The organism is Pseudomonas sp. GW821-FHT09C08, from assembly GCF_059418125.1.
Genome location: NZ_JBWKPG010000005.1, coordinates 58518 through 79115, shown reverse-complemented (window position 1 = coordinate 79115; position 20598 = coordinate 58518). Strand labels below are relative to the sequence as shown.

The window sequence follows — 20598 nt, the reverse complement described above, 5'->3', positions numbered from 1 at the left end:
GCATGCCCAGTAATTGCTGGGCTGCGTTTTGCGCGGTGCCCTTGCAAGCGATGTTTGTCGTCTGGCAAGCCGCGCAGCCGCTGGATTAGTGTGAACACATGCCCCATGTGGGGGCTTGTGGAGAACTGAAAATGGAGCGACATCACGCAAGGATCAACAGCAGCAAAAGGCGCAAGTTGATTGCCGCCTACAAGTTGCCGGGGGCACCTGGCAAGCCGCCTGCCGTGCCCCTCGACCCGAACAATCCATGCAATGCGGCGGTGGTCAACAATAGTGTGATTTCGTTTGCCGAGGGCCTGTCCGGGATCAACCGGGAGTACATCCGTAAAAGCTATCTGCTGGCCAGCAGCTACGTCAGCGATGTATTGAAAATGCACCGGGGTACCGAGGCCTGGTACGACGAATTCATCAAGGTCATGATCAGCCTGGGCTGGTTGCCGGTGCGCAGCAGCTTCGAGCGGGTCTCAAGTTCCGGCAAGGGCCTGACCGTGCAATTGGCAGTGCTGAACCTGATCGCCGCCATGCTCGCCTCGACCTCATTGGCCGGGCCACTGCTGGCGTCGCTGCCCAAGTTGGCGGCAGATGCATTGGAGGCCATGAAGCAACACCCCGCTTCCTTCGAGCTGTTCAAGCGCAACACTACGCTGCATCAGGGCGGTGATTTCGGCGTGGCGTCCTGCGCCGAAAACGACGGCGAGGTGATGATGGTGCTGGTGACCTACAGCAGCCGTGGCGTAAGCAAGCAGGTGGGCCTGCCGTTTCTGGAGTGGGACAGTACGTCGTCCGAGGCTTTCAGCGGGCAAACCTGCCTGGTGCTGAATACCTCGGTGGTCAACGAAAAAACCATCCAGTTGATGCGCGAAAGCGCCGGCGACAAGGTGCAGCTGGCAATTGCCCAATACCGGATCTAGGGCACCAGGTAACCGCGTACGCCGGTGAAGATGATTTGCGCGGCCAAGGCGCACACGAACAACCCCATCAACCGACTGACAATCTGCAAGCCCTGGTCACCGAGAATGCGTTCGATCCGGTTGGACAGGTACAGCACCACGCCCACCGTGAGGCTGGCCAGGGCAATGCTGAGGATGGCGGTGATCTTGTCATCCCAGTGTGGCTGGCTGACGCCCATCACCAACAGCGCGCCGATGGTGCCGGGGCCGACGGTGAGGGGGATGGTCAGCGGCACGATCGTCACGTCCTGCTGCACGTTGTCGGTCTGCACTGCGGACTTGCCCTGGGCCATGCCCAAGGCGGAAATGAACAGCACACTGCCGGCGCCGATGCGAAACGCATCCACGGTGATGCCGAACACGCTGAAAATCACCCGGCCGAACAAGTACAGCAACACGCTCGATACCAGGGTGGCGAGAGCCACTTTCCAGGCCAGGCGCCGGCGCTCCTTGCTGGAGTAGCCACGGGTCAGGCTGATAAAGCAGGACAGCACGAAGAACGGGCTGTAGAGCACCAGCATCTTCAGGTAAACGCTGAACAACACGTGGAGCATGGTGGGAGCTCGCAACGAAGGAGGGCGAGCGGGAGTTTATCAGGCCTGTGGCTGAGCGCTATCTGTGATGCGACAACACTCCAATGTGGGAGCGGGCTTGCTCGCGAAAGCGGCGTGTCAGCCAATACATGTTTGACTGATACAGCGCGTTCGCGAGCAAGCCCGCACACATTTTGATCTGCGCCATGCAGGGGTCAGGTAGGTGCGTGCTCTGGCCGCTGTTGACGCTGCGCGACCCAGAACTCCACCAGCTCGCGCAATTGCGAGAGCTCTACCGGCTTGGCCATGTGGCCGTCCATTCCGGCCTGGCGTGCACGTTCTTTGTGCTCCGAGAGGATATGCGCGGTGAGCGCCACCACCGGTGTGCGAATGCGCTGGTGGCTGACTTCCCACGCGCGCAGTTGCTGGGTCGCGGAGAAACCATCGAGGATCGGCATCTCGCAGTCCATCAATACCAGGTCGTAACGCTGGGCCTTCATCGCCTCCAGTGCTTCCTCGCCGTTGCTGGCGGTGTCCGGGTTGAGGTTGAGCTTGCCGAGCATGCCACGGATCACTTTGGTGGAAATGCTGTTGTCTTCGGCCACCAGGATGCGGAAGTCGCTGGGCACGGTGACGGGCGCTGGCGCGATGGGCAGCGCGCGCGCCGGGACGTTGCCCTTGCTGCGTTGAGTCAATTCGTCGGCCAGGGTGGTCTTGAGCGTATAGCCCGCCACGGGCTTGGCGAGAATGCGCTTGATCCCGCAGTTGCGCGCGATGATCTTGCTCGGCGCATTGCTGATGCCGGTGAGCATGATCAACAGAATGTCGTGGTTCAGACTCGGGTCTTCCTTGATCTTCGCCGCCAGTTGCATGCCGGTCATGCCGGGCATGTTCTGGTCGAGCAGCACCACGTCGAAGTAATCACGCAGGTGTGCCTTGGTACGCAGCAGCGCCAGGGCTTCCTTGCCCGACGGCACGGCGCTGACATTCAGGCCCCAGGCGGTGCATTGCTGCACCAGCACTTTGCGGCAGGTGTCGTTGTCGTCCACCACCAGCACGCGCGCGCCCTTGAGCGGGCCATCGAGGTCGGAGGTCGGGTGTTCGAGGCGTTCCGGGTCCAGCGGCAAGGTCAGCCACAGGGTGCTGCCTTGCTGGGCGCCGCTCTTGATGCCGAACTCGCCGTTCATCAACAGGATCAGCTGGCGCGCAATCACCAGGCCCAGGTGGCCGCTCAGGCGCGTGGCCGAGAGGAAGTTCTTGCTGTGCAGTTCGCTGTGCAGCAGGGCGTCGCGCTCGGCGGCTTCCATTGGCAGGCCGCTGTCCTGGACGGCAATGCGCAGGCGCGGCTTGGTGCTGCGGTCATCCAGGGCGACCACGATCAGCACTTCGCCTTCATCGGTTTTCTGCAGGGCGTTTTCCAGCAGGCTCAGCATCGCCTGGCGCAGGCGCGTCGGGTCGCCGCTGATCACGCGCGGTACCTGGGGCTGGATGAAACTGATCAACTCGACGTTTTGCTGCTCGGCCTTGGCGCGGAAGATACTCAGGCAATCTTCGATCAGCGCGTTGAGGTCGAATTGCACATCATCCAGTTCGATCTGTCCGGATTCGAGCTTGGAGATATCGAGGATCTCGTTGATCAACGTGAGCAGTTCATTGCCGGCGCTGTGGATGGTTTGCACGTAGTCGCGCTGTTTCACCGACAGCGGCGTACCCAGCAGCAGCTCGGTCATGCCCAGCACGCCGTTCATGGGGGTGCGGATTTCGTGGCTGATTTTCGCCAGGAACTCGGCCTTGGCCGCGATTTCTGCGTTGCTGGCGGCCAGGTCACGGCTGAGGCTGAAACGCGCCTCGACAATCGCACGCTGGCGTTCGCCCAGGGCCAGGCTCATCAACAGGCCACTGACGCAGATAAATGCCAGCAGTGTGACGATCAGGCCTTGCGGCGAGACCATGGTCAGGCCCAGCAAGGCCGGGAGGATGATCAGCGTACCGATGTTGAACACCACCATCGCCGCCACGAACAAACGTGCGGGGCGGTAGCCTTTCTGCCAGTGGCAGGCCGAGACAAACAGCATGCTCAAGCCGGCCAGGGCGACCAGGGCGTAGGTGATGATGTTCAGCGGCAGGGTGTTGACGAACAACAGCAGCAGGCCGCACAGCACGATAAACAGAATGTCGGCCATCAACAGTTTGTTCAGCGGATGCGGGCCGAGCGGCATGAAGAAACGGTAGGCAAACATCAACCCGCACGGCGCGGTCAGCAGCAGCGCGAGGTAGGCGCCCGGGGTCTGGATCGCATGCCAGTTCGGCAGCCACGGGCCTACCAGGTTGAGCAGCAGCGCCAGGCTGAGCATCAACAGTACTTCGCACGCCGCCAGCCACAGGCTGCTGCGCGAGCGGTGGTAGGCGAAGCGCGTGAGGTTGTGCAGGATCAGCATCAGCAGGCAGCCGAACAGCAGGCCGTAGATCAGCGTCTGGGTCTGGTCGGCGGCGGCGAGCACGGCCGGTTCCAGGGTGATATAGGGGCGTAGTTCGTGTTCGGAGACCAGGCGCAGATAGACATCCAGAGGCTTCTGGCTCTGGGGCATCGGCAGCATGAAGTCACTGCTGGGCAGCGGGCGTTCTGCCTGGGGCTGGCGCGTGCCGGTGCTTTGTTGTTCGACCAGTGTGTCGCCGTCCAGCACGTAGAGGCTCAGGTGCGACAGGTCGGGCGCGAATACCCGCAGCACTTGCTCGTGCTTGCCGGGTTGCAGCTTGAAACGTACCCACAGTGCACCGTCCGGTTCCGCGGCGGTAATGCGGTCCAGTTCAATGGGGCTGAATTGATTGGTGTAGCGTGAAGAGCGGATGTCGCTCAGCTGCAGATCGGCCTGTTCATCAAGCAATACTGCCCAGCCACTGCCTTGCGCGGCGGCCTGGGCCGGGAACAAGCAGAGCAGTGTCAGCAGGCTGACAGTGAAACCTATGGCGATCCTGAGCCAGCGCACGGCGAAATCCCTTCGTAGGTTGATGCACGGGTTAACTATGCGCGGGGTGGCATGAGTACGGCAAGGGCCAGAGGCCCTTACCTAACCGAACGGATAGCGACTTACGAGTGCTCGCCGCGCTCCCGCGCGATGGCGCGATAGCCGATATCAGTGCGGTAGAAGCAGCCTTTCCAGTCGATTTTTGCGGCCAGCTTGTACGCCTGTTGCTGCGCGGCGTCGACACTGGCGCCCATCGCGGTGGCGCACAACACGCGGCCACCCGCAGTGACAACCTTGCCATCCTTGAGCGCGGTGCCCGCGTGGAACACTTTGCCTTCCAGCGTAGCAGCAGCGTCCAGGCCTTCAATCACATCACCCTTGGCGTAGTCGGCAGGGTAGCCACCGGCTGCCAGCACAATGCCGACGCTCGGGCGTGGATCCCATTGCGCTTCGACCTTGTCCAGGGCCTGGGCCAATGCGGCTTCGACCAGCAGCACCAGGCTCGATTGCAGGCGCAGCATCACCGGTTGGGTTTCCGGATCACCGAAGCGGCAGTTGAACTCGATGACTTTCGGGTTACCGGCTTTGTCGATCATCAGGCCGGCGTAGAGGAAACCGGTGTACACATTGCCTTCATCGGCCATGCCGCGCACGGTGGGCCAGATCACCAGGTCCATGACGCGCTTGTGCACGTCGGCGGTGACCACCGGGGCAGGGGAGTAGGCACCCATGCCCCCCGTGTTCGGGCCGCTGTCGCCGTTGCCGACGCGTTTGTGGTCCTGGCTGGTGGCCATCGGCAGCACATTCTTGCCGTCGACCATCACGATGAAGCTGGCTTCTTCGCCGTCGAGGAATTCCTCGATGACCACGCGCGAACCCGCGTCACCAAAGGCGTTGCCGGCGAGCATGTCGCGCACGGCGTCTTCGGCTTCCTGCAGGGTCATGGCGACGATCACGCCTTTGCCAGCGGCCAGGCCGTCGGCCTTGATCACGATCGGCGCACCTTTTTCACGCAAGTAAGCCAGGGCCGGCTCGATCTCGGTGAAGTTCTGGTAGTCGGCGGTCGGGATCTTGTGGCGTGCCAGGAAATCCTTGGTGAACGCCTTGGAACCTTCCAGTTGGGCCGCGCCGGCGGTAGGGCCGAAGCAATCCAGGCCACGACTGCGGAACAGGTCGACGACGCCAGCCACCAACGGCACTTCCGGACCGACGATGGTCAGGGAGACGTTCTTTTCAGCGAAATCCGCCAGTTGCTCGAGCGCCAGCACGTCGATAGCGACGTTCTCGCACTTGGCTTCGATGGCGGTGCCGGCGTTGCCGGGGGCGACGAATACTTTCTGGACGCGAGGGTCCTGGGCAACTTTCCAGGCCAGGGCGTGTTCACGGCCACCGCTGCCAATGATGAGGACGTTCAAGTCAGACTCCTTCGAAGGAAGTTACAAGCTGCAAGCTGCACGTTGAGAGCAATCTGTATCGCTCTGAAGGCAGCCTGCAGCTATGAATTTTAGAGGCTACAACCAGCAGCAAAAGCGAGGCAGCTGTGCTTTTACGTGCTGCTTGCAGCTTGAACCTTGCCGCTTCACGGCAGTGGATCAGTGGCGGAAGTGGCGCATGCCAGTGAAGACCATGGCGATGCCGGCTTCGTCTGCCGCCGCGATGACTTCGGCGTCACGCATCGAACCGCCCGGTTGGATCACCGCGGTCACACCGGCTTTCGCGGCGTTGTCCAGGCCATCGCGGAACGGGAAGAACGCGTCGGATGCCATCACCGAACCGACCACCTGCAAACCGGCGTGTTCGGCCTTGATCGCGGCGATACGCGCCGAGTTCACGCGGCTCATCTGGCCAGCGCCGACACCGATGGTCTGGCGGTTCTTGGCGTAGACGATGGCGTTGGATTTAACGTACTTGGCCACTTTCCAGGCGAAGATCAGGTCGTTGATCTCTTGCTCGGTCGGTGCGCGCTTGGTCACCACTTTCAGGTCCTGGCTGCCGATCATGCCGATGTCGCGGCTCTGTACCAGCAAGCCGCCGTTGACGCGCTTGTAGTCCCAGGCAGCGGCACGTTCAGCCGACCACTCGCCGCAGGCCAGCAGGCGCACGTTGGCCTTGGCTGCCACGATGGCGCGGGCTTCTTCGCTGACGGAAGGGGCGATGATCACTTCGACGAACTGACGCTCGACGATGGCTTTAGCGGTCTCGGCGTCCAGTTCGCGGTTGAACGCGATGATGCCGCCGAATGCGGATTCGGTGTCGGTCGCGTAGGCCAGTTCGTACGCCTGGCGGATGCCGCCTTCAGCGTCCGGGCTCACGGCCACGCCGCACGGGTTGGCGTGCTTGACGATTACGCAGGCTGGCTTGACGAAGCTCTTCACGCACTCAAGCGCGGCGTCGGTGTCGGCCACGTTGTTGTAGGACAGCTCCTTGCCTTGCAGCTGGGTCGCGGTGGCGATGCCCACTTCGGCCGGCTTGGCCTCCACGTAGAACGCCGCGCTCTGGTGCGGGTTCTCGCCGTAGCGCATTTCCTGGGCCTTGATGAACTGGCTGTTGAAGGTGCGCGGGAACTGGCTACGGCCTTCGGTGCTGAGGGTTTCAGCCGCCTGGTTCACGGTGCCCATGTAGTTGGCGATCATGCCGTCGTAGGCGGCGGTGTGTTCGAACGCCTTAAGCATCAGGTCGAAGCGCTGGGCGTAGGTCAGGCCGCCGGCTTTCAGGCTCTCGAGCACTTGGGCGTAGTCGCTGGCGTTGACCACGATGGCCACGTCTTTGTGGTTCTTGGCTGCCGAGCGAACCATGGTCGGGCCGCCGATATCGATGTTTTCGATGGCGGTCGGCAGGTCGCAGCCTGGCTTGTTGATGGTGGCTTCGAACGGGTACAGGTTGACGGCTACCAGATCGATCGGCTTGATGCCGTGCTCGCTCATGATGGCGTCGTCGGTACCGCGACGGCCGAGGATACCGCCGTGGATCTTCGGGTGCAGGGTCTTGACCCGACCGTCCATCATTTCTGCGAAACCGGTGTAGTCCGCCACTTCTACTGCGGCCACGCCGTTGTCCTGCAGCAGTTTGAAGGTCCCGCCCGTGGAGAGGATTTCCACGCCAAGGGCTTCCAGCTCCCGGGCAAATTCGAGGATCCCGGTCTTGTCGGAGACACTGATCAAGGCGCGGCGGATCGGCAGGCGGGTAGTCTGGTCGGTCATTTCAATTTCCATCAAAAGCAAAGGAAGTCAGCAAAAAAGGCGACCGTTTTTACGCGGGCGCCTTTCTGGTTTGATTGAATGCTTACAGCAAATCGTATTGTTTGAGCTTTTTGCGCAAGGTGCCACGGTTGAGGCCCAGCAGCTCACTGGCTTTGGTCTGGTTGCCCTTGACGTAGTTCATCACGCTTTCGAGCAAGGGCGCCTCGACTTCGGAGAGCACCAGGTTGTACACGTCCGTGACGGAAGCGCCCTCAAGGTGGGCGAAATAATTGTGCAGCGCCTTCTCGACACTCCCGCGAAGGGTCTGGCCTTCTTCGCTCGGCGTGTTGAGGTGCTGTTTCAAATTGACGTTGTCGCTCACGGGTGTTGTTCCACTCACTAAAGTCTCGGTCATCATCGTCATGCGGCCACCCCCTCTCCGTCCCCTGTCCCCAGGCTCTTGTAACGCTCGCTGAAGAACTCACGAACGTTGGCGCACTGTGCTTCCGTATCATCCAAACGATTGAAGTGGGCGCGAAACTCCCTGGCGCCCGGCAAGGTTGCGAGATACCAGCCGACATGCTTGCGAGCAATGCGTACTCCCATCACGTCTCCATAGAAGGCGTGCAGGGCGGCCAGATGCTCTAGCAGAATACGTTCCACCTCGATCAACTCCGGTGCCGGCAAGACTTCGCCGGTACGCAGAAAATGCTCGATCTCACGAAAAATCCACGGCCGCCCCTGGGCGGCCCGGCCAATCAACAGGCCATCGGCACCGGTAGCGTGCAGCACGCGCCGGGCTTTCTCGGCTGAGTCGATATCGCCATTGGCAAAGACCGGCATCGACACCGCCTGCTTGATCGCGGCAATGGTGTCGTACTCGGCTTCACCGGTGTACAGATCGGCGCGGGTGCGGCCATGCACCGCCAGCGCTGTAATGCCCGCCTGTTCGGCGATCTTCGCCACCGTCAGGCCATTCTTGTTGTCCCGGTCCCAGCCGGTACGGATCTTCAGGGTGACCGGCACATCCACTGCGGCGACAACGGCCTGCAGGATCTCGGCGACCAACTGCTCATCCTTCAACAAGGCGGAACCGGCGGCCTTGTTGCAGACCTTCTTGGCCGGGCAGCCCATGTTGATATCAATGATCTGTGCGCCCAACTCCACGTTGGCCCGGGCCGCATCCGCCAGCATCTGCGCATCACCGCCGGCGATCTGTACCGAGCGGGGCTCGGGATCACCTTCGTGGATCATGCGCATCCGCGATTTGCGGGTGTTCCACAAGCTCATGTCGCTGGTGACCATTTCCGAGACTACTAGACCCGCGCCCAAACGCTTGCACAGCTGACGAAAGGGCTGGTCGGTGACGCCCGCCATAGGAGCGAGGATCAAGCCGTTCTGCAATGTGTATGGGCCGATGCGTACCGCCGACATAGGACTTCCCTGTTGTGGGGCCGGATCATTAGAGTTCGAAAAAGGGTTGGCATGATACCCGCTCTCGATGACTGGATAAAGGCTGAATTGGATAAAATCTGAACAGCAATTTCTTTATCGCCGCCGGTTTGGTTGCCCGGCGCCTAGTCAAGAATCTGCCGTCAAGCCTCGGTGCATGAACCGATTCACTCGGGCGAATGAAAGCTCAGGCTGTAATTCACGGCTTTATTGCCCGGATCGAGGATATCCAGGGAGATATGGATCGGCGTCTGTGATGGCATTTCGCTCACGCCGGCCAACTCACCGCTGAGGTATTCGGCGGGCTTGAACCGACGACTGGCGATCAGGCTGCCGTTCAAATCGGCAAAACGCAGCTCCAGCAGCGGGAAGGGCTGGGAGAAGGTCGCGCGGTTATAGATGATTGCATCCACCACCAGCGCCCCGGCGAATTCCGGGTGGCTGCGTACCACCAGGTTGCTGCTCTTGATGTGGGCGATATCGACCCGTGACGGCACCGTGCAGCCCAGGGTGGGGCACAGTTGCTGGAACCATGGGCGGTAGGCGTCCTGGCGGGCCAGGTCGTCGAATTGGTAGGCGATGTATTGGCCGGCGAGGCCGGCGGCGGCGATCAGCACCAGCAACAGCCAGAGCAGGCGGCGGCCCCAACCCGACGCACGTTTTTGCGCGTAGAGGTGCAGTGGGTCGTCTTCGAGGTCCTGCAGGACATCGTCGTGAACGCCGGTGGACGGGCGAGGGCGTTTACGTCGAGGTTGCGGGCGTTCTTCGGGTTCCGGTTCCTCGACTGCCTCGATAACGGGCGTGACGGGGGGATCGAGTTCGTCATCCTCGAGTGTCGAGCGCAGCGGCGGTTCGTCGTCGATATCGTCGGTGTGGAACGACATCGACGGTTCGGTGCGCTGCCGGGTCGCAGGTGCCTTGGTCGGTTCAGGGGCTTCGACGACCTGGACGCGTTCTTCCGGTGGTTCGCTGAACAGGCTGGCCGCCCACTTTTCTTCCTCGGCCTTGACCGTATCGCGGCTGGCGCTGAGAGCCTCTTCCTTTTGCCGACGGTCGGAACCGCCCTGGCGACGCTCCGCGCCCGAGGGCTGCGTATGCTGAATCTCGCGGCGTTCCAGCTTGGCCAACTCCACGTCGAGGTCGAGGTTGTCCAGGTCCAGTTCTTCGGCGGTCCACTGTTTCTGGCTGATCGCCCGCGGGGCCTCTGCGGCTGGCTCGACCGGTTCCGGTGCCGGCGTCTGCTGGGCGCGCTGCTCCAGCAGCTGGCGTGCCGCATTGAATACCTGCAGGCACGAGCCGCAGCGCACCACGCCGCGGGCCACGCTCAATTGAGCGTGGTTAACGCGAAAGCGTGCTTGGCAATGCGGGCACTGGGTGACGAAACTGTCGGTCATGCGGCCATCCGATTCAGGCAAGCGCTCATTCTAGCGCCGACGACCGCTGATGCGTACCCAGCCATCACGGTTGGCGATCGGATCCAGCTCGAAATCCTTGGTGTAGGCAGCGGCCACGTCCTCACCCTGCTCGGCAAGGATGCCCGACAGCGCCAGGCGGCCGCCCGGCTTGACCAGGCTCGACAGCTGCGGCGCCAGGGAAACCAGCGGGCCGGCGAGGATGTTCGCCACCAGCACGTCGGCCTGCACCTGGGGCAATTGCTCGGGCAGATAGAGTGGGAATTTATCTTCGGGAATGTGGTTGCGCCCGGCGTTGTCGCGCGAGGCTTCCAGGGCCTGCACGTCGATGTCGGTGCCGACGGCTTCCTTGGCGCCCAGCAGCAGGGCGGCAATCGCCAGGATCCCCGAGCCGCAGCCGAAGTCCAGCACGTGGCTGTCGGTCAGGTCCTGGCCGTCCAGCCATTCCAGGCACAGCGCGGTGGTGGGGTGGGTGCCGGTGCCGAAGGCCAGGCCCGGATCAAGCAGCAGGTTGACTGCGTCCGGCTCCGGCGCGGCGTGCCAGCTCGGCACGATCCACAGGCGCTGGCCGAACCGCATCGGCTGGAAGTTATCCATCCAGCTGCGTTCCCAGTCCTGGTCTTCGATGACTTCGCTGTGGTGCTCGGGCAGCGGGCCGCCGGTGAGCAGTTCCATATGGGCCAGCACGGCGGCGGCATCGGTGCCGTCTTCGAACAGGGCCAGCAGATGGGTGTGGGACCACAGCGGGGTGGTATTGAGTTCGGGTTCGAAGATCGGCTGGTCTTCGGCGTCCATGAAGGTCACCGAGACGGCGCCCACTTCGAGGAAAGCGTCTTCGTAGGTTTCGGCTTGTTCTGGGCTGATGGCGAGACGGACTTGCAGCCAAGGCATGGCGGGCACCTTTGAATAAAATGAATGTGCGACTGCTGGGTCGCGAAAGCGCGCAAGTTTACGCGAGAGCATGACCTGTGGCGAGGGAGCTTGTTGTGGCGAGGGGGCTTGTCCCCCGTTGGGCTGCGTAGCAGCCCCATGAGGTCGCCGGATTTCTGCAAGTCAATCGCAAGATCAGGTTTCGGGGCTGCTGCGCAGCCCAACGGGGGACAAGCCCCCTCGCCACAAGAGCCAATTTCACAGGGCTCACAAACAACAAAGCCGCCCGAAGGCGGCTTTGTTGGGTGGAGCACTTACTGGTTGGCCAGCTTGTGTTCCAGGTAGTGAATGTTCACACCACCTTCGCAGAAGCCTTCATCACGGACCAGTTCCCGGTGCAGCGGGATGTTGGTCTTGATGCCGTCGACCACGATTTCGTCCAGGGCGTTACGCATACGGGCCATGGCCTCGTCGCGGGTCGCGCCCCATGTGATCAGCTTGCCGATCAGCGAGTCGTAGTTGGACGGAACCTTGTAGCCGCTGTACAGGTGCGAATCCACACGGACGCCGTTGCCGCCGGGCGCGTGGAAATGCTTGACCAGGCCAGGGCTTGGGATAAAGGTCTTCGGGTCTTCGGCGTTGATGCGGCACTCCAGGGAGTGGCCGTGCATCTTCACGTCGTCCTGGGTAAAGGACAGCGGGTTGCCGGCGGCGATGCTGAGCATCTCCTTGACGATGTCGATACCGGTGACCATCTCCGAAACCGGGTGCTCTACCTGCACGCGAGTGTTCATCTCGATGAAGTAGAAACGACCGTTCTCGTAGAGGAACTCGAAGGTACCGGCGCCACGGTAGTTGATGTCGATGCACGCCTTGACGCAGCGAGCCAGTACTTCCTGGCGAGCTTTTTCATCCAGGCCCGGTGCCGGAGCTTCTTCCAGTACCTTCTGGTGACGGCGCTGCAGCGAGCAATCGCGGTCGCCCAGGTGGATGGCGTGGCCCTGGCCGTCGGACAATACCTGCACTTCCACGTGACGTGGGTTGGTCAGGTACTTCTCCAGGTAGACCATCGGGTTGCCGAACCAGGCGCCCGCTTCGGAGCGGGTCTGCTTGGCGGCTTCGATCAGGTCTTCTTCCTTGTGCACCACGCGCATGCCGCGACCACCACCGCCACCGGCGGCCTTGATGATCACCGGGTAACCGACTTCGCGACCAATGCGCAGGGCGGTGGCCTCGTCTTCAGGCAGTGGGCCGTCGGAACCTGGAACGGTTGGCACGCCAGCAGCGATCATCGCGTCCTTGGCCGAGACCTTGTCGCCCATCAGGCGAATGGTTTCGGCTTTCGGGCCGATGAAGGCAAACCCGGATTTTTCCACCTGTTCGGCGAAATCGGCGTTTTCCGCGAGGAAGCCGTAGCCCGGGTGGATGCCGTCAGCGCCGGTCACTTCTGCCGCGGCGATGATGTTCGAGACTTTCAGGTACGAGTTCGTGGCCAGTGGCGGGCCGATGCAGATGCTTTCGTCCGCCAGTTTCACGTGCATCAATTCGGTATCGGCCGTCGAGTAAACAGCGACGGTCTTGATGCCCTCTTCCTTACAGGCGCGCAGGATACGCAGCGCGATCTCGCCGCGGTTGGCGATCAGGACTTTTTGCAGTTTCTTCGCAGGTTTCAACATCGAAGGCGCTCCGCGGTTCAAACGATGGTGAACAGCGGCTGGTCGTACTCAACCGGCTGACCGTTTTCTACCAGGATGGATTCGATGACGCCGGCTTTTTCAGCGGTGATGTGGTTCATCATTTTCATCGCTTCGACGATGCAGATGGTGTCGCCCACTTTCACGGTTGCGCCGACTTCAACGAAGGCTGGCGAGGTCGGTGCCGGGGTGCGGTAGAAGGTACCGACCATTGGCGACTTGACCACGAAGCCGTTCAGCACTGGCGCAGCAGGTGCTGCTGGCGCAGCGGCGGCGGCAGGTGCGGCGGCCGGAGCAGCAGCGGCCGGAGCCGGCGCTTGCATTTGTGGCGCGTAGAACTGCTGGGCCGGGGTCTTGCTGTGACGGCTGATCCGTACGGACTCTTCGCCTTCCTTGATTTCCAGCTCGTCGATACCGGATTCTTCCAGCAGTTCGATCAGTTTCTTAACTTTACGGATATCCATGAATCATCAACTCCCAAGGGTCGGTCAGGGGCGCTTGGCCGGTTGTTCAAGCTGTTCCAGGGCGGCCTCCAGGGCCAGTCGGTAACCGCTGGCGCCAAGGCCGCAGATCACTCCTACCGCTACGTCGGAGAAGTAGGAGTGATGGCGGAAAGGTTCGCGTTTGTGCACGTTCGACAAGTGCACTTCGATGAATGGGATGCTCACCGCCAGCAGCGCGTCACGTAATGCAACGCTTGTATGCGTAAAAGCGGCGGGATTGATCAGAATAAAGTCCACGCCTTCGCCGCGCGCGGCATGGATACGATCAATCAGTTCGTACTCGGCATTGCTTTGCAGGTAGAGCAAATGGTGGCCGGCTTCACGCGCCCGTCGTTCCAGGTCGAGGTTGATCTGGTCCAGGGTGACTGCCCCGTAGACGCCCGGTTCGCGGGTGCCGAGCAGGTTCAGGTTGGGTCCGTGAAGAACCAGTAAGGTCGCCATCGGCTGTTCCTTGTTATTGATGTGGGTACGGCAGAACCCGGCGACTATGCCGCAAAGCCTTTGTGACTGTCCAGTTCTATGCAGTAGCCAGCACGATTACCGAGGATAGCGCGAAATTTGTGACTGTGACGGCGAGTTCGGTCAGTGTGGGAGCTGGCTTGCCTGCAATAGCGGTGTGTCAGCACAGGGAGATGTCGCCTGGTTCACCGCCATCGCAGGCAAGCCAGCTCCCCACATTGGGTCGCAACCCACGTTGAGTCCGGTCAGACGCGAAACGCCTGGACCGCCGTATTGAGCTGCCCGCCCAGCACCAGCAGGTGTTCGCCCTGGCTGCGGCCCTGGCCGATGCGCAGCAGATTGTCCTCGCCCAACTGGTGGATCCGCTCGCTGTTGTCGCGAATCTCACTGACGGCGCCACTCTGCTGCGCGGTCACATCGGCGATGCGCACGGCGGTGTCGGCAATGGTCTGGATCGCGCCGACGATTTCATCCAGCGCACCATCTGCCGCCTGGGCCTGCTGGGCGGTGGCTTCGGCGTGTTCGACCTGGGCGCGCATGCCTTGCACCGATTGGTGGGCGGCGCTTTGCAGGCCGGCGATCAGGCCCTGGATTTCAGCGGTGGCGCCGGCGGTGCGCTGGGCCAGGGAGCGCACTTCGTCGGCGACCACCGCAAACCCGCGCCCGGCTTCACCTGCACGGGCGGCCTCGATGGCGGCGTTGAGCGCCAGCAGGTTGGTCTGGTCGGCAATCGAGCGGATCACCGTGAGTACGCCGCCGATGGTGGCGGATTCTTCGGCGAGTTTTTCGATCATCTGCGCGTTCTGCTGCACTTCACCCACCAGCGCGTGCAGCCCGTTCAGGCTCAGGCCGATCACGCGCTGGCCTTGCTCCACCGCCTGGCCCGCACTGCGGCTGGCCCCGGCCGCCTGGCTGGCATCCCCGGCGACTTGCTGGATGGTTGCCTCCAGCTCGCCGAGCGAATCGCGGATCTGCGCGGTGTCCCCGGCCTGGCGTTCAGCGCCGTCGTGCAGGCCGCTGCTCAACTCGGCGAGGGCCCGGCTGCTGCCGGCGACCTCTTCGGCATTCCCGCGAATGGTGCCCACCAGGTCGACCAGATACGCGCGCAAGCGGTTGAGGGAGGCTTCGATATCGTGCAGCTCGCGGTTGGTCTTGCCCAAGGCAATCGGCTGGCTGAAGTCACCTTCGGCCCAGGTCGACAGGGCCGGCGCCAGGTTGGTCAGCACCCGTGCCAGGCGCCGTTGCAGGGTATCGATCAGCAGGGCAATCAGCAGGATCAGGCCGATCATCACGCCTTGCATCAGGCGCACTTCGCCCTGGATCTGGGCATGTTGCGCGCGCACTACCGGCTCCAGGCTGGCAATGGCCTGCTGTACGGCGGCGATTTTCAGGTGGGTGCTTGCGGCCAGGTCGGTGCGTTGCTGGATCTGTTCGCGGGTGCGCTTGAGTTCGCCGGGGTAGCGGGTGAGCAGGCTGTTGAGTTCGCGCTTGAGGTCGACACCGGTGTCCTGGGTCTCGGTCTTCTCGGTGTTCTCCAGGCCCATCAAGGCAGAAAAGTCGTCGGCGCTGGAATCGGCGCTGGCCTTGACGCCGAGCAATGGCAACGGCTCCAGCAGGTCGGCCTGGCTGCGGATATTGCCGACTTCACGCTCCACATCATCGGCCAGTTCCGCGCGCCCGCTGCTCACCAGCTTGTCGCGGGCCAGGGACAGTTTGCCCAAGTGCTGGGACGCGGCCAGCAACGGCGGCAGGTAACGCGCGGCTTGCGGCGAATTGACGCTCAGGGCGTATTGACCCAGTTGCTCCAGGTTCGCGCCCAGTTCGCGTTCGGCTTGCAGTAACAGCGCTTGCGGGTCGCCGGCCAGCTTGCCGGCAGCCAGCAGGTCAGTCTTGCTGAAGGTATCCAGGTCCACCAGGCTGGGGCGCAGGTTCTGCGCGAGGTCGGCGGGCAGTTCATCCAGGTGCTGCAGCAGGTTTTCCAGGCTCTGGCTGGCGCTGCTCAGGCGCAGGGCATCGCCGCTGGCCAGGTAGTCGTCGATATTGCGCGCGGCTTCATTCTGAAAGGTCTGCGACAGGCCCAGGTAGCGTTCCATCAATAGATAGGGACGCTCCAGCGCGCGTTGCGACCACCAGAGCGTGGCCCCGAGGGCCAGGCACACAGCCACCAAGAGGAGGGTATTGAGATTGGTCAGCAGCTTCAGGCGCATGCGGGGTTTCAACCGACAGCAAAAGGTAAGTGCCTGAAGTTATTGCGTTTGCGTTACAGAGTTATGACGGAATCAGTCGATTCCGGTGAAAGGATGGCACTTTGCTTTGACGTGCGCGCCGCTTGTACGCGGTTGCGCCCGGCGTCCTTGGCGCGGTACAGCGCCTCGTCGGCCTGGGCGGCCATCATCAGGCTGTCGGAACCGTCGCACAGCTCCACCAGCCCGGCGCTGAAGGTGCACCACAAATCCTGCGGCTGGGCCGGGTAGTGGATTTCGGCAAAGCGCCCGCGAATTTCATCCAGCACCCTGCAGGCCGACTCCAGGTCGGTGTCGGGCATCACGATGGCGAACTCTTCACCGCCATAGCGCCCGATATAGTCGGTCTTGCGCAGGCGCTGTTTGAGAAACAGCGCCAGGCTCTTGATCACGCGGTCGCCCATGGGATGCCCGTGGCTGTCATTGACCCGCTTGAAGTGGTCGATGTCGAGCATGGCAAAGCTCAGCGGCTTGTTCTCGCGGCGCGCACGGAAGCTGCAGTCTTCGAGCAATTGCAGGATGTGAGTGTGGTTGTACAGGCCGGTCAGGCTGTCGCGCACCATCCGCGCCTTGAGGTTGCGCGCACGGGCGGCGCGGTTGCGCACGGTGGTGATCAGGTGGCGCGGCTTGATCGGCTTGGTGAGGAAGTCGTCGCCGCCTTCGCTCATGGCGTCCAGTTGCTTGTCGAGATCGTCTTCGGCTGACAGGTAGATGATCGGGACGCTGACGTAGCGGTCGTTGTGGCGAATCACCTTAGCCAGTTCGGTACCGGTGCAGGCGGGCATGTACATGTCGAGGATGATCAGGTCGGGCTGGAAATCCGCCAGCTCGGCCATGGCCTGGATCGGCTCGATCAGGGTGCGCGTGACGATGCCGGCACTGTTGAGCAGCCGCTCGGTGTGCAGTGCCTGGGCCCGCGAGTCATCGATGATCAGCACTTTATACGGTTCGTACTGGGCGACGCAGGTGAGCACTTCGATTTTTTCCAGCAGGCTGGACGCCTCCAGTGTTCCGGTGAGGAACTCCTGGCCCCCGGCGCGCACGGCGGCCAGGCGGGTCGGGGTGTCGGTTTCATGCAGGCTGAAAAACAGCAGCGGCAGCTTTTGCTCCAGGCCTTCCTGGGCTTCGGCGGCGAGCTTGAGGCCCAGGCCGGCGCCGCAGAAGTCCACGTCCATCACGATCGCCGAGGGCAGGCGCTCGGCCATGGCGGCGCGAAAGGCTGCCACGCTGTCCAGCGACTGCGCGCTCATGCCGAAGAATTCCAGCTGCTTGGCCAGGCGTTCGGCGCGGTCGTGATCGGCGAGCATCACGTAGATCGGCTTGCGCATCGGCGGCAGGAACGTTTGCTCGAGCTGGTCGCCCTGGCGCAGTCCGGTGCGGGACAGGCGCTGCATCAGGCGGTTGAGTTCGGTGATCAGGTGGCTGCTCAGGCGGCCACGGTTTTCGTCCACCGCCTTGAGGGATTCGCCGATGTGCACGGCGAGCTGGCTGTGTTCCGGCTGTTCGAAACGCTCGGCAAAGCGCAGCAGGCGCAGGTTGGCTTCGCTGAGTTCGGACAGGTCGGCGCCCGACCATTCGCTGCGTTGCAGGCGCTGCCAGATCTCAAGAATTTGACGTGCCTGATGAATTACCCGCTGGGCAAAATGCTGCTTGAGACGCTCACGGCTGGGGTCTTCTGGCTCGGTCATATCCTGACTACTAGTTAGGGTGCATGCTGAGGTCGACTGATGGCTCTATGCTAGCACCTCTTTTCCATGGGATGAGTGTCATATGTCAATTAACTGCGTGTCCCGGGTATTCAGTTATTGACCCGATGGTCGCGCAGCGTAAAAAACCTGCATCCTTTATAGTCGAACCTTCCTCGTCCCCCGTTTGATTAAAAGCACCGCACCGGCGGGCACGATGGGGTAGGGTTGTGGTCGGAGTGTTTGAACGCACCCGGACCATTGAAGTGCATGAACTCAAGTGATTGAAAGGATATCGCCATGCTGGACTGGAAAAACCGTGCAGGCAGTGCCAAAGGCCCCGCCCCTGAGCCCAAGTCGGCCAACCGCAGCTATTTTCGCACGGTGCTGATGAGCCGCGCCGTGCTGAGCGTGCTCGGCCTGTACCTGTTGGTCACCGGTGCCCTGGGTTGGTACTGGAGCGAAGAGCCGGCGCTGTTCCCGGTCCAGCAAAATGCGCAGATTGCCGCTGAAAAAGACGGCAAGCAGATGGTGGTGGGCTTCACCACCGTCGAAACCCTCAAGACCGTGGTCGGCACCCTGCTGAACAAGCCGGGTGGCTACATTTCCAACGACCGCTTCCCGCCGGGCCTGTGGATGGACAACATGCCCAGCTGGGAATACGGCGTGCTGGTGCAGGTACGCGACCTGACCCGCGCCCTGCGTAAAGACTTCGCCCGTTCCCAGTCGCAATCGGCGGAAGACGCTGACTTGGCCAAGGCCGAGCCGCGCTTCAACTTCGACAACAAGAGCTGGGTGCTGCCATCCAGTGAGTCGGAATACCAGGAAGGCATCAATTCCCTGAGCCGCTACGAGGCGCGCCTGTCGGACCCTAACCAGAAAGGCGCGCTGTTTTATGCGCGAGCCGACAACCTGAACAACTGGCTGGGCGATGTCGCTACCCGCCTGGGCTCGCTGTCGCAACGCCTGTCGGCCAGCGTCGGCCGGGTCAAGTTGAACACTGCCCTGAAAACCGAAGCGCTGGCGCCGGGTGAAGTGCCACAGGTCGACGAAGAAGTGGTCGAAACCCCGTGGATGCAGATCGACAACGTGTTCTACGAGGCGCGTGGTCAGGCGTGGGCCCTGTCCCACCTGCTGCGTGCTATCGAAGTCGATTTTGCCGACGTCCTGGCCAAGAAAAACGCCACCGTCAGCGTGCGCCAGATCATTCGTGAACTGGAGGCCTCGCAAGAGCCTGTCTGGAGCCCGATGATCCTCAACGGCAGCGGCTTCGGCGTGCTGGCCAACCATTCGCTGGTCATGGCCAACTACATTTCCCGGGCCAACGCGGCGGTGATCGACTTGCGTCAACTGCTCAACCAGGGTTGATGATGGACGCTGCTCAAAACGAGGCCGCGCACCGTGCGGCCTCCGATGCCGAACTGATCTGCTGGGTCGACGAGCAGGACAACCTGCTCGGCCACCTGGTGCGGTCCGACCTGCGCCAGCGCGGCCTGATTGGCCGGTGCACGTTTATCTTCCTGTTCAACTCCAAGGGCGAGCTGTGCGTGCATCGGCGCACCCTGAGCAAAGCCCTGTATCCCGGTTTCTGGGACACGGCAGCCGGCGGCATGGTCGCGGCAGGCGAGTTGTATGCGGTGTCGGCCGCCCGTGAGTTGGAAGAAGAGCTGGGCGTCGGCGGGGTAGAGTTGGTCGAACATGACCACTTCTATTTCGAAGATGGCGACAGCCGGCTCTGGTGCAAATCCTACTCGGCGACGTGGGACGGGCCGCTCAGCCTGCAGCCCGAAGAAGTCATGGAAGCACGCTTTTTACCGATTGAAACGGTCCTGCAGGAGGCCGAGCAAAAGCCCTACTGCCCGGACGCCCAGGAGGGCTTGCGCCGCTATCTGGCCTCGCGTCGCTAAAGTTGCATAAATTGGCGCCATTTGGCCCTTAGCAAGTCGCGTTTTTGCCGTTACACTGCGCGACTTTTCACCCGTACTACGATTGTTTCACCCGGGTATCACTGTAGGCGCCGGCTTGCCGGCGATGGCTATCTTTAGGACGCCATCGCTGGCAAGCCGGCTGCTACAGGTGGGGTTGAAACAGGGCGGTACGGTAGCGCTGCCCCTGCCTGAGTGGGGCTTCGCGGTCGGTCCGTCTGATCGATCAGTCTTTGTCCTCCCAAGAGGATTGCCGGTGGCCAAAAAAGCCGCATCCTTCGCCGCCCTTGGTGGCCTGGTATTTTCCACCGACGCAGGTCGACACTGCCCGGACTGTCGTCAGCCCGTGGATTCGTGTACCTGCAAACAGACCCTGATCCCTGAAGGCGATGGCATTGCCCGCGTGCGACGCGAGAGCAAGGGCCGTGGCGGCAAGACGGTGACGACCATCACCGGCGTGCCCCTGGCCGAAGATGCCCTGAAGGAGCTGGCCACGACGCTGAAAAAGCGCTGTGGCACCGGTGGCGCGCTCAAAGACGGCGTCATCGAGATCCAGGGCGACCACGTCGAGTTGCTGTTGGCCGAGCTGATCAAGCTGGGTTACAAGGCGAAGAAATCCGGCGGCTAGCAGCCTCTGTGAAACCCACCCCGACCGCCGGTTCGCTGAACGCGAACTGTCGTCTCCATGGGTTTCACAGAGCCTGTTCCTGACCGGTGTCTAAACTCT

The 20598-nt window shown here is 62.3% G+C and carries 17 protein-coding genes; 4 read left to right on the top strand and 13 right to left on the bottom strand.

Features of this window, described 5'->3' with window-relative positions; translation table 11 throughout:
* Positions 1 to 131: 131 nt before the first annotated feature.
* Positions 132 to 911 carry a hypothetical protein gene (locus AC07OJ_RS18410; RefSeq protein ID WP_065900265.1) on the top strand — a complete coding sequence of 260 codons (780 nt, stop codon included), beginning with the start codon at positions 132 to 134 and terminating at the stop codon, positions 909 to 911.
* Here the strand turns inward: AC07OJ_RS18410 and AC07OJ_RS18405 are convergent.
* The 13 genes from AC07OJ_RS18405 to AC07OJ_RS18345 all read right to left on the bottom strand — a co-directional run bounded on the left by AC07OJ_RS18405 (position 908) and on the right by AC07OJ_RS18345 (position 17949).
* Positions 908 to 1504, bottom strand: a complete 597-nt coding sequence (locus AC07OJ_RS18405) for a MarC family protein (RefSeq protein ID WP_003217330.1) — start codon at positions 1502 to 1504, stop codon at positions 908 to 910. The two genes, AC07OJ_RS18410 and AC07OJ_RS18405, sit on opposite strands and share 4 nt — an antisense overlap.
* Before the next feature lie 194 nt (positions 1505 to 1698).
* A complete protein-coding gene (locus tag AC07OJ_RS18400) occupies positions 1699 to 4470 on the bottom strand; it encodes a hybrid sensor histidine kinase/response regulator (RefSeq protein WP_120447534.1) in 2772 nt (923 codons plus the stop codon).
* Positions 4471 to 4571: 101 nt separating this feature from the next.
* Positions 4572 to 5864 (bottom strand): phosphoribosylamine--glycine ligase, encoded by a 1293-nt coding sequence (gene purD, locus AC07OJ_RS18395; RefSeq protein WP_065900269.1) that lies wholly within the window; start codon positions 5862 to 5864, stop codon positions 4572 to 4574.
* A 177-nt stretch (positions 5865 to 6041) separates the two neighbouring features.
* A complete protein-coding gene (gene purH, locus AC07OJ_RS18390) occupies positions 6042 to 7649 on the bottom strand; it encodes a bifunctional phosphoribosylaminoimidazolecarboxamide formyltransferase/IMP cyclohydrolase (RefSeq protein WP_065900272.1) in 1608 nt (535 codons plus the stop codon).
* Between the two features lie 82 nt (positions 7650 to 7731).
* Positions 7732 to 8052, bottom strand: a complete 321-nt coding sequence (fis, locus tag AC07OJ_RS18385; RefSeq protein ID WP_002555375.1) for a DNA-binding transcriptional regulator Fis — start codon at positions 8050 to 8052, stop codon at positions 7732 to 7734.
* Complete coding sequence (gene dusB, locus AC07OJ_RS18380; protein ID WP_016976994.1) at positions 8049 to 9062, bottom strand: tRNA dihydrouridine synthase DusB; 1014 nt, start codon at positions 9060 to 9062, stop codon at positions 8049 to 8051. Before dusB ends, fis begins: the two co-directional genes overlap by 4 nt.
* A 185-nt stretch (positions 9063 to 9247) precedes the next feature.
* Positions 9248 to 10474 (bottom strand): DUF3426 domain-containing protein, encoded by a 1227-nt coding sequence (locus AC07OJ_RS18375; RefSeq protein ID WP_495094956.1) that lies wholly within the window; start codon positions 10472 to 10474, stop codon positions 9248 to 9250.
* A 30-nt stretch (positions 10475 to 10504) separates the two neighbouring features.
* Complete coding sequence (gene prmA, locus AC07OJ_RS18370) at positions 10505 to 11383, bottom strand: 50S ribosomal protein L11 methyltransferase (protein ID WP_282397054.1); 879 nt, start codon at positions 11381 to 11383, stop codon at positions 10505 to 10507.
* Between the two features lie 293 nt (positions 11384 to 11676).
* Positions 11677 to 13038: an acetyl-CoA carboxylase biotin carboxylase subunit gene (accC, locus tag AC07OJ_RS18365; protein WP_065900276.1), complete on the bottom strand. Its 1362-nt coding sequence runs from the start codon at positions 13036 to 13038 to the stop codon at positions 11677 to 11679.
* 17 nt (positions 13039 to 13055) lie between these two features.
* Positions 13056 to 13520, bottom strand: a complete 465-nt coding sequence (gene accB / locus AC07OJ_RS18360) for an acetyl-CoA carboxylase biotin carboxyl carrier protein (RefSeq protein WP_065900279.1) — start codon at positions 13518 to 13520, stop codon at positions 13056 to 13058.
* Positions 13521 to 13544: 24 nt separating this feature from the next.
* Entirely contained in the window at positions 13545 to 14000 is a 456-nt protein-coding gene (gene aroQ, locus AC07OJ_RS18355; RefSeq protein WP_012721999.1) for a type II 3-dehydroquinate dehydratase, read from the bottom strand.
* Between the two features lie 263 nt (positions 14001 to 14263).
* Entirely contained in the window at positions 14264 to 16225 is a 1962-nt protein-coding gene (locus AC07OJ_RS18350; RefSeq protein ID WP_495094955.1) for a methyl-accepting chemotaxis protein, read from the bottom strand.
* A 53-nt stretch (positions 16226 to 16278) separates the two neighbouring features.
* A complete protein-coding gene (locus AC07OJ_RS18345; RefSeq protein WP_495094954.1) occupies positions 16279 to 17949 on the bottom strand; it encodes a diguanylate cyclase in 1671 nt (556 codons plus the stop codon).
* Between the two features lie 387 nt (positions 17950 to 18336).
* Here AC07OJ_RS18345 and AC07OJ_RS18340 point away from each other — a divergent pair, with 387 nt between their 5' ends.
* The 3 genes from AC07OJ_RS18340 to AC07OJ_RS18330 all read left to right on the top strand — a co-directional run bounded on the left by AC07OJ_RS18340 (position 18337) and on the right by AC07OJ_RS18330 (position 20499).
* On the top strand, positions 18337 to 19314 hold the full coding sequence (locus tag AC07OJ_RS18340; RefSeq protein ID WP_371322043.1) for a DUF2333 family protein: 978 nt from the start codon (positions 18337 to 18339) through the stop codon (positions 19312 to 19314).
* A 2-nt stretch (positions 19315 to 19316) separates the two neighbouring features.
* On the top strand, positions 19317 to 19853 hold the full coding sequence (locus AC07OJ_RS18335; RefSeq protein ID WP_495094953.1) for an NUDIX hydrolase: 537 nt from the start codon (positions 19317 to 19319) through the stop codon (positions 19851 to 19853).
* Between the two features lie 274 nt (positions 19854 to 20127).
* Positions 20128 to 20499 (top strand): translation initiation factor Sui1, encoded by a 372-nt coding sequence (locus AC07OJ_RS18330; RefSeq protein WP_005784408.1) that lies wholly within the window; start codon positions 20128 to 20130, stop codon positions 20497 to 20499.
* Positions 20500 to 20598: the final 99 nt, after the last annotated feature.

Bases quoted from the DNA above. Each gene is read 5' to 3' on its own strand.
- fis (WP_002555375.1), bottom strand. From the start codon at position 8,052: ATGACGATGATGACCGAGACTTTAGTGAGTGGAACAACACCCGTGAGC.
- AC07OJ_RS18340 (WP_371322043.1), top strand. From the start codon at position 18,337: ATGAGCCGCGCCGTGCTGAGCGTGCTCGGCCTGTACCTGTTGGTCACC.
- accB (WP_065900279.1), bottom strand. From the start codon at position 13,520: ATGGATATCCGTAAAGTTAAGAAACTGATCGAACTGCTGGAAGAATCC.
- AC07OJ_RS18335 (WP_495094953.1), top strand. From the start codon at position 19,317: ATGGACGCTGCTCAAAACGAGGCCGCGCACCGTGCGGCCTCCGATGCC.
- aroQ (WP_012721999.1), bottom strand. From the start codon at position 14,000: ATGGCGACCTTACTGGTTCTTCACGGACCCAACCTGAACCTGCTCGGC.
- dusB (WP_016976994.1), bottom strand. From the start codon at position 9,062: ATGTCGGCGGTACGCATCGGCCCATACACATTGCAGAACGGCTTGATC.
- purH (WP_065900272.1), bottom strand. From the start codon at position 7,649: ATGACCGACCAGACTACCCGCCTGCCGATCCGCCGCGCCTTGATCAGT.
- AC07OJ_RS18405 (WP_003217330.1), bottom strand. From the start codon at position 1,504: ATGCTCCACGTGTTGTTCAGCGTTTACCTGAAGATGCTGGTGCTCTAC.
- accC (WP_065900276.1), bottom strand. From the start codon at position 13,038: ATGTTGAAACCTGCGAAGAAACTGCAAAAAGTCCTGATCGCCAACCGC.
- AC07OJ_RS18350 (WP_495094955.1), bottom strand. From the start codon at position 16,225: ATGCGCCTGAAGCTGCTGACCAATCTCAATACCCTCCTCTTGGTGGCT.
- AC07OJ_RS18410 (WP_065900265.1), top strand. From the start codon at position 132: ATGGAGCGACATCACGCAAGGATCAACAGCAGCAAAAGGCGCAAGTTG.
- AC07OJ_RS18345 (WP_495094954.1), bottom strand. From the start codon at position 17,949: ATGACCGAGCCAGAAGACCCCAGCCGTGAGCGTCTCAAGCAGCATTTT.
- AC07OJ_RS18375 (WP_495094956.1), bottom strand. From the start codon at position 10,474: ATGACCGACAGTTTCGTCACCCAGTGCCCGCATTGCCAAGCACGCTTT.
- prmA (WP_282397054.1), bottom strand. From the start codon at position 11,383: ATGCCTTGGCTGCAAGTCCGTCTCGCCATCAGCCCAGAACAAGCCGAA.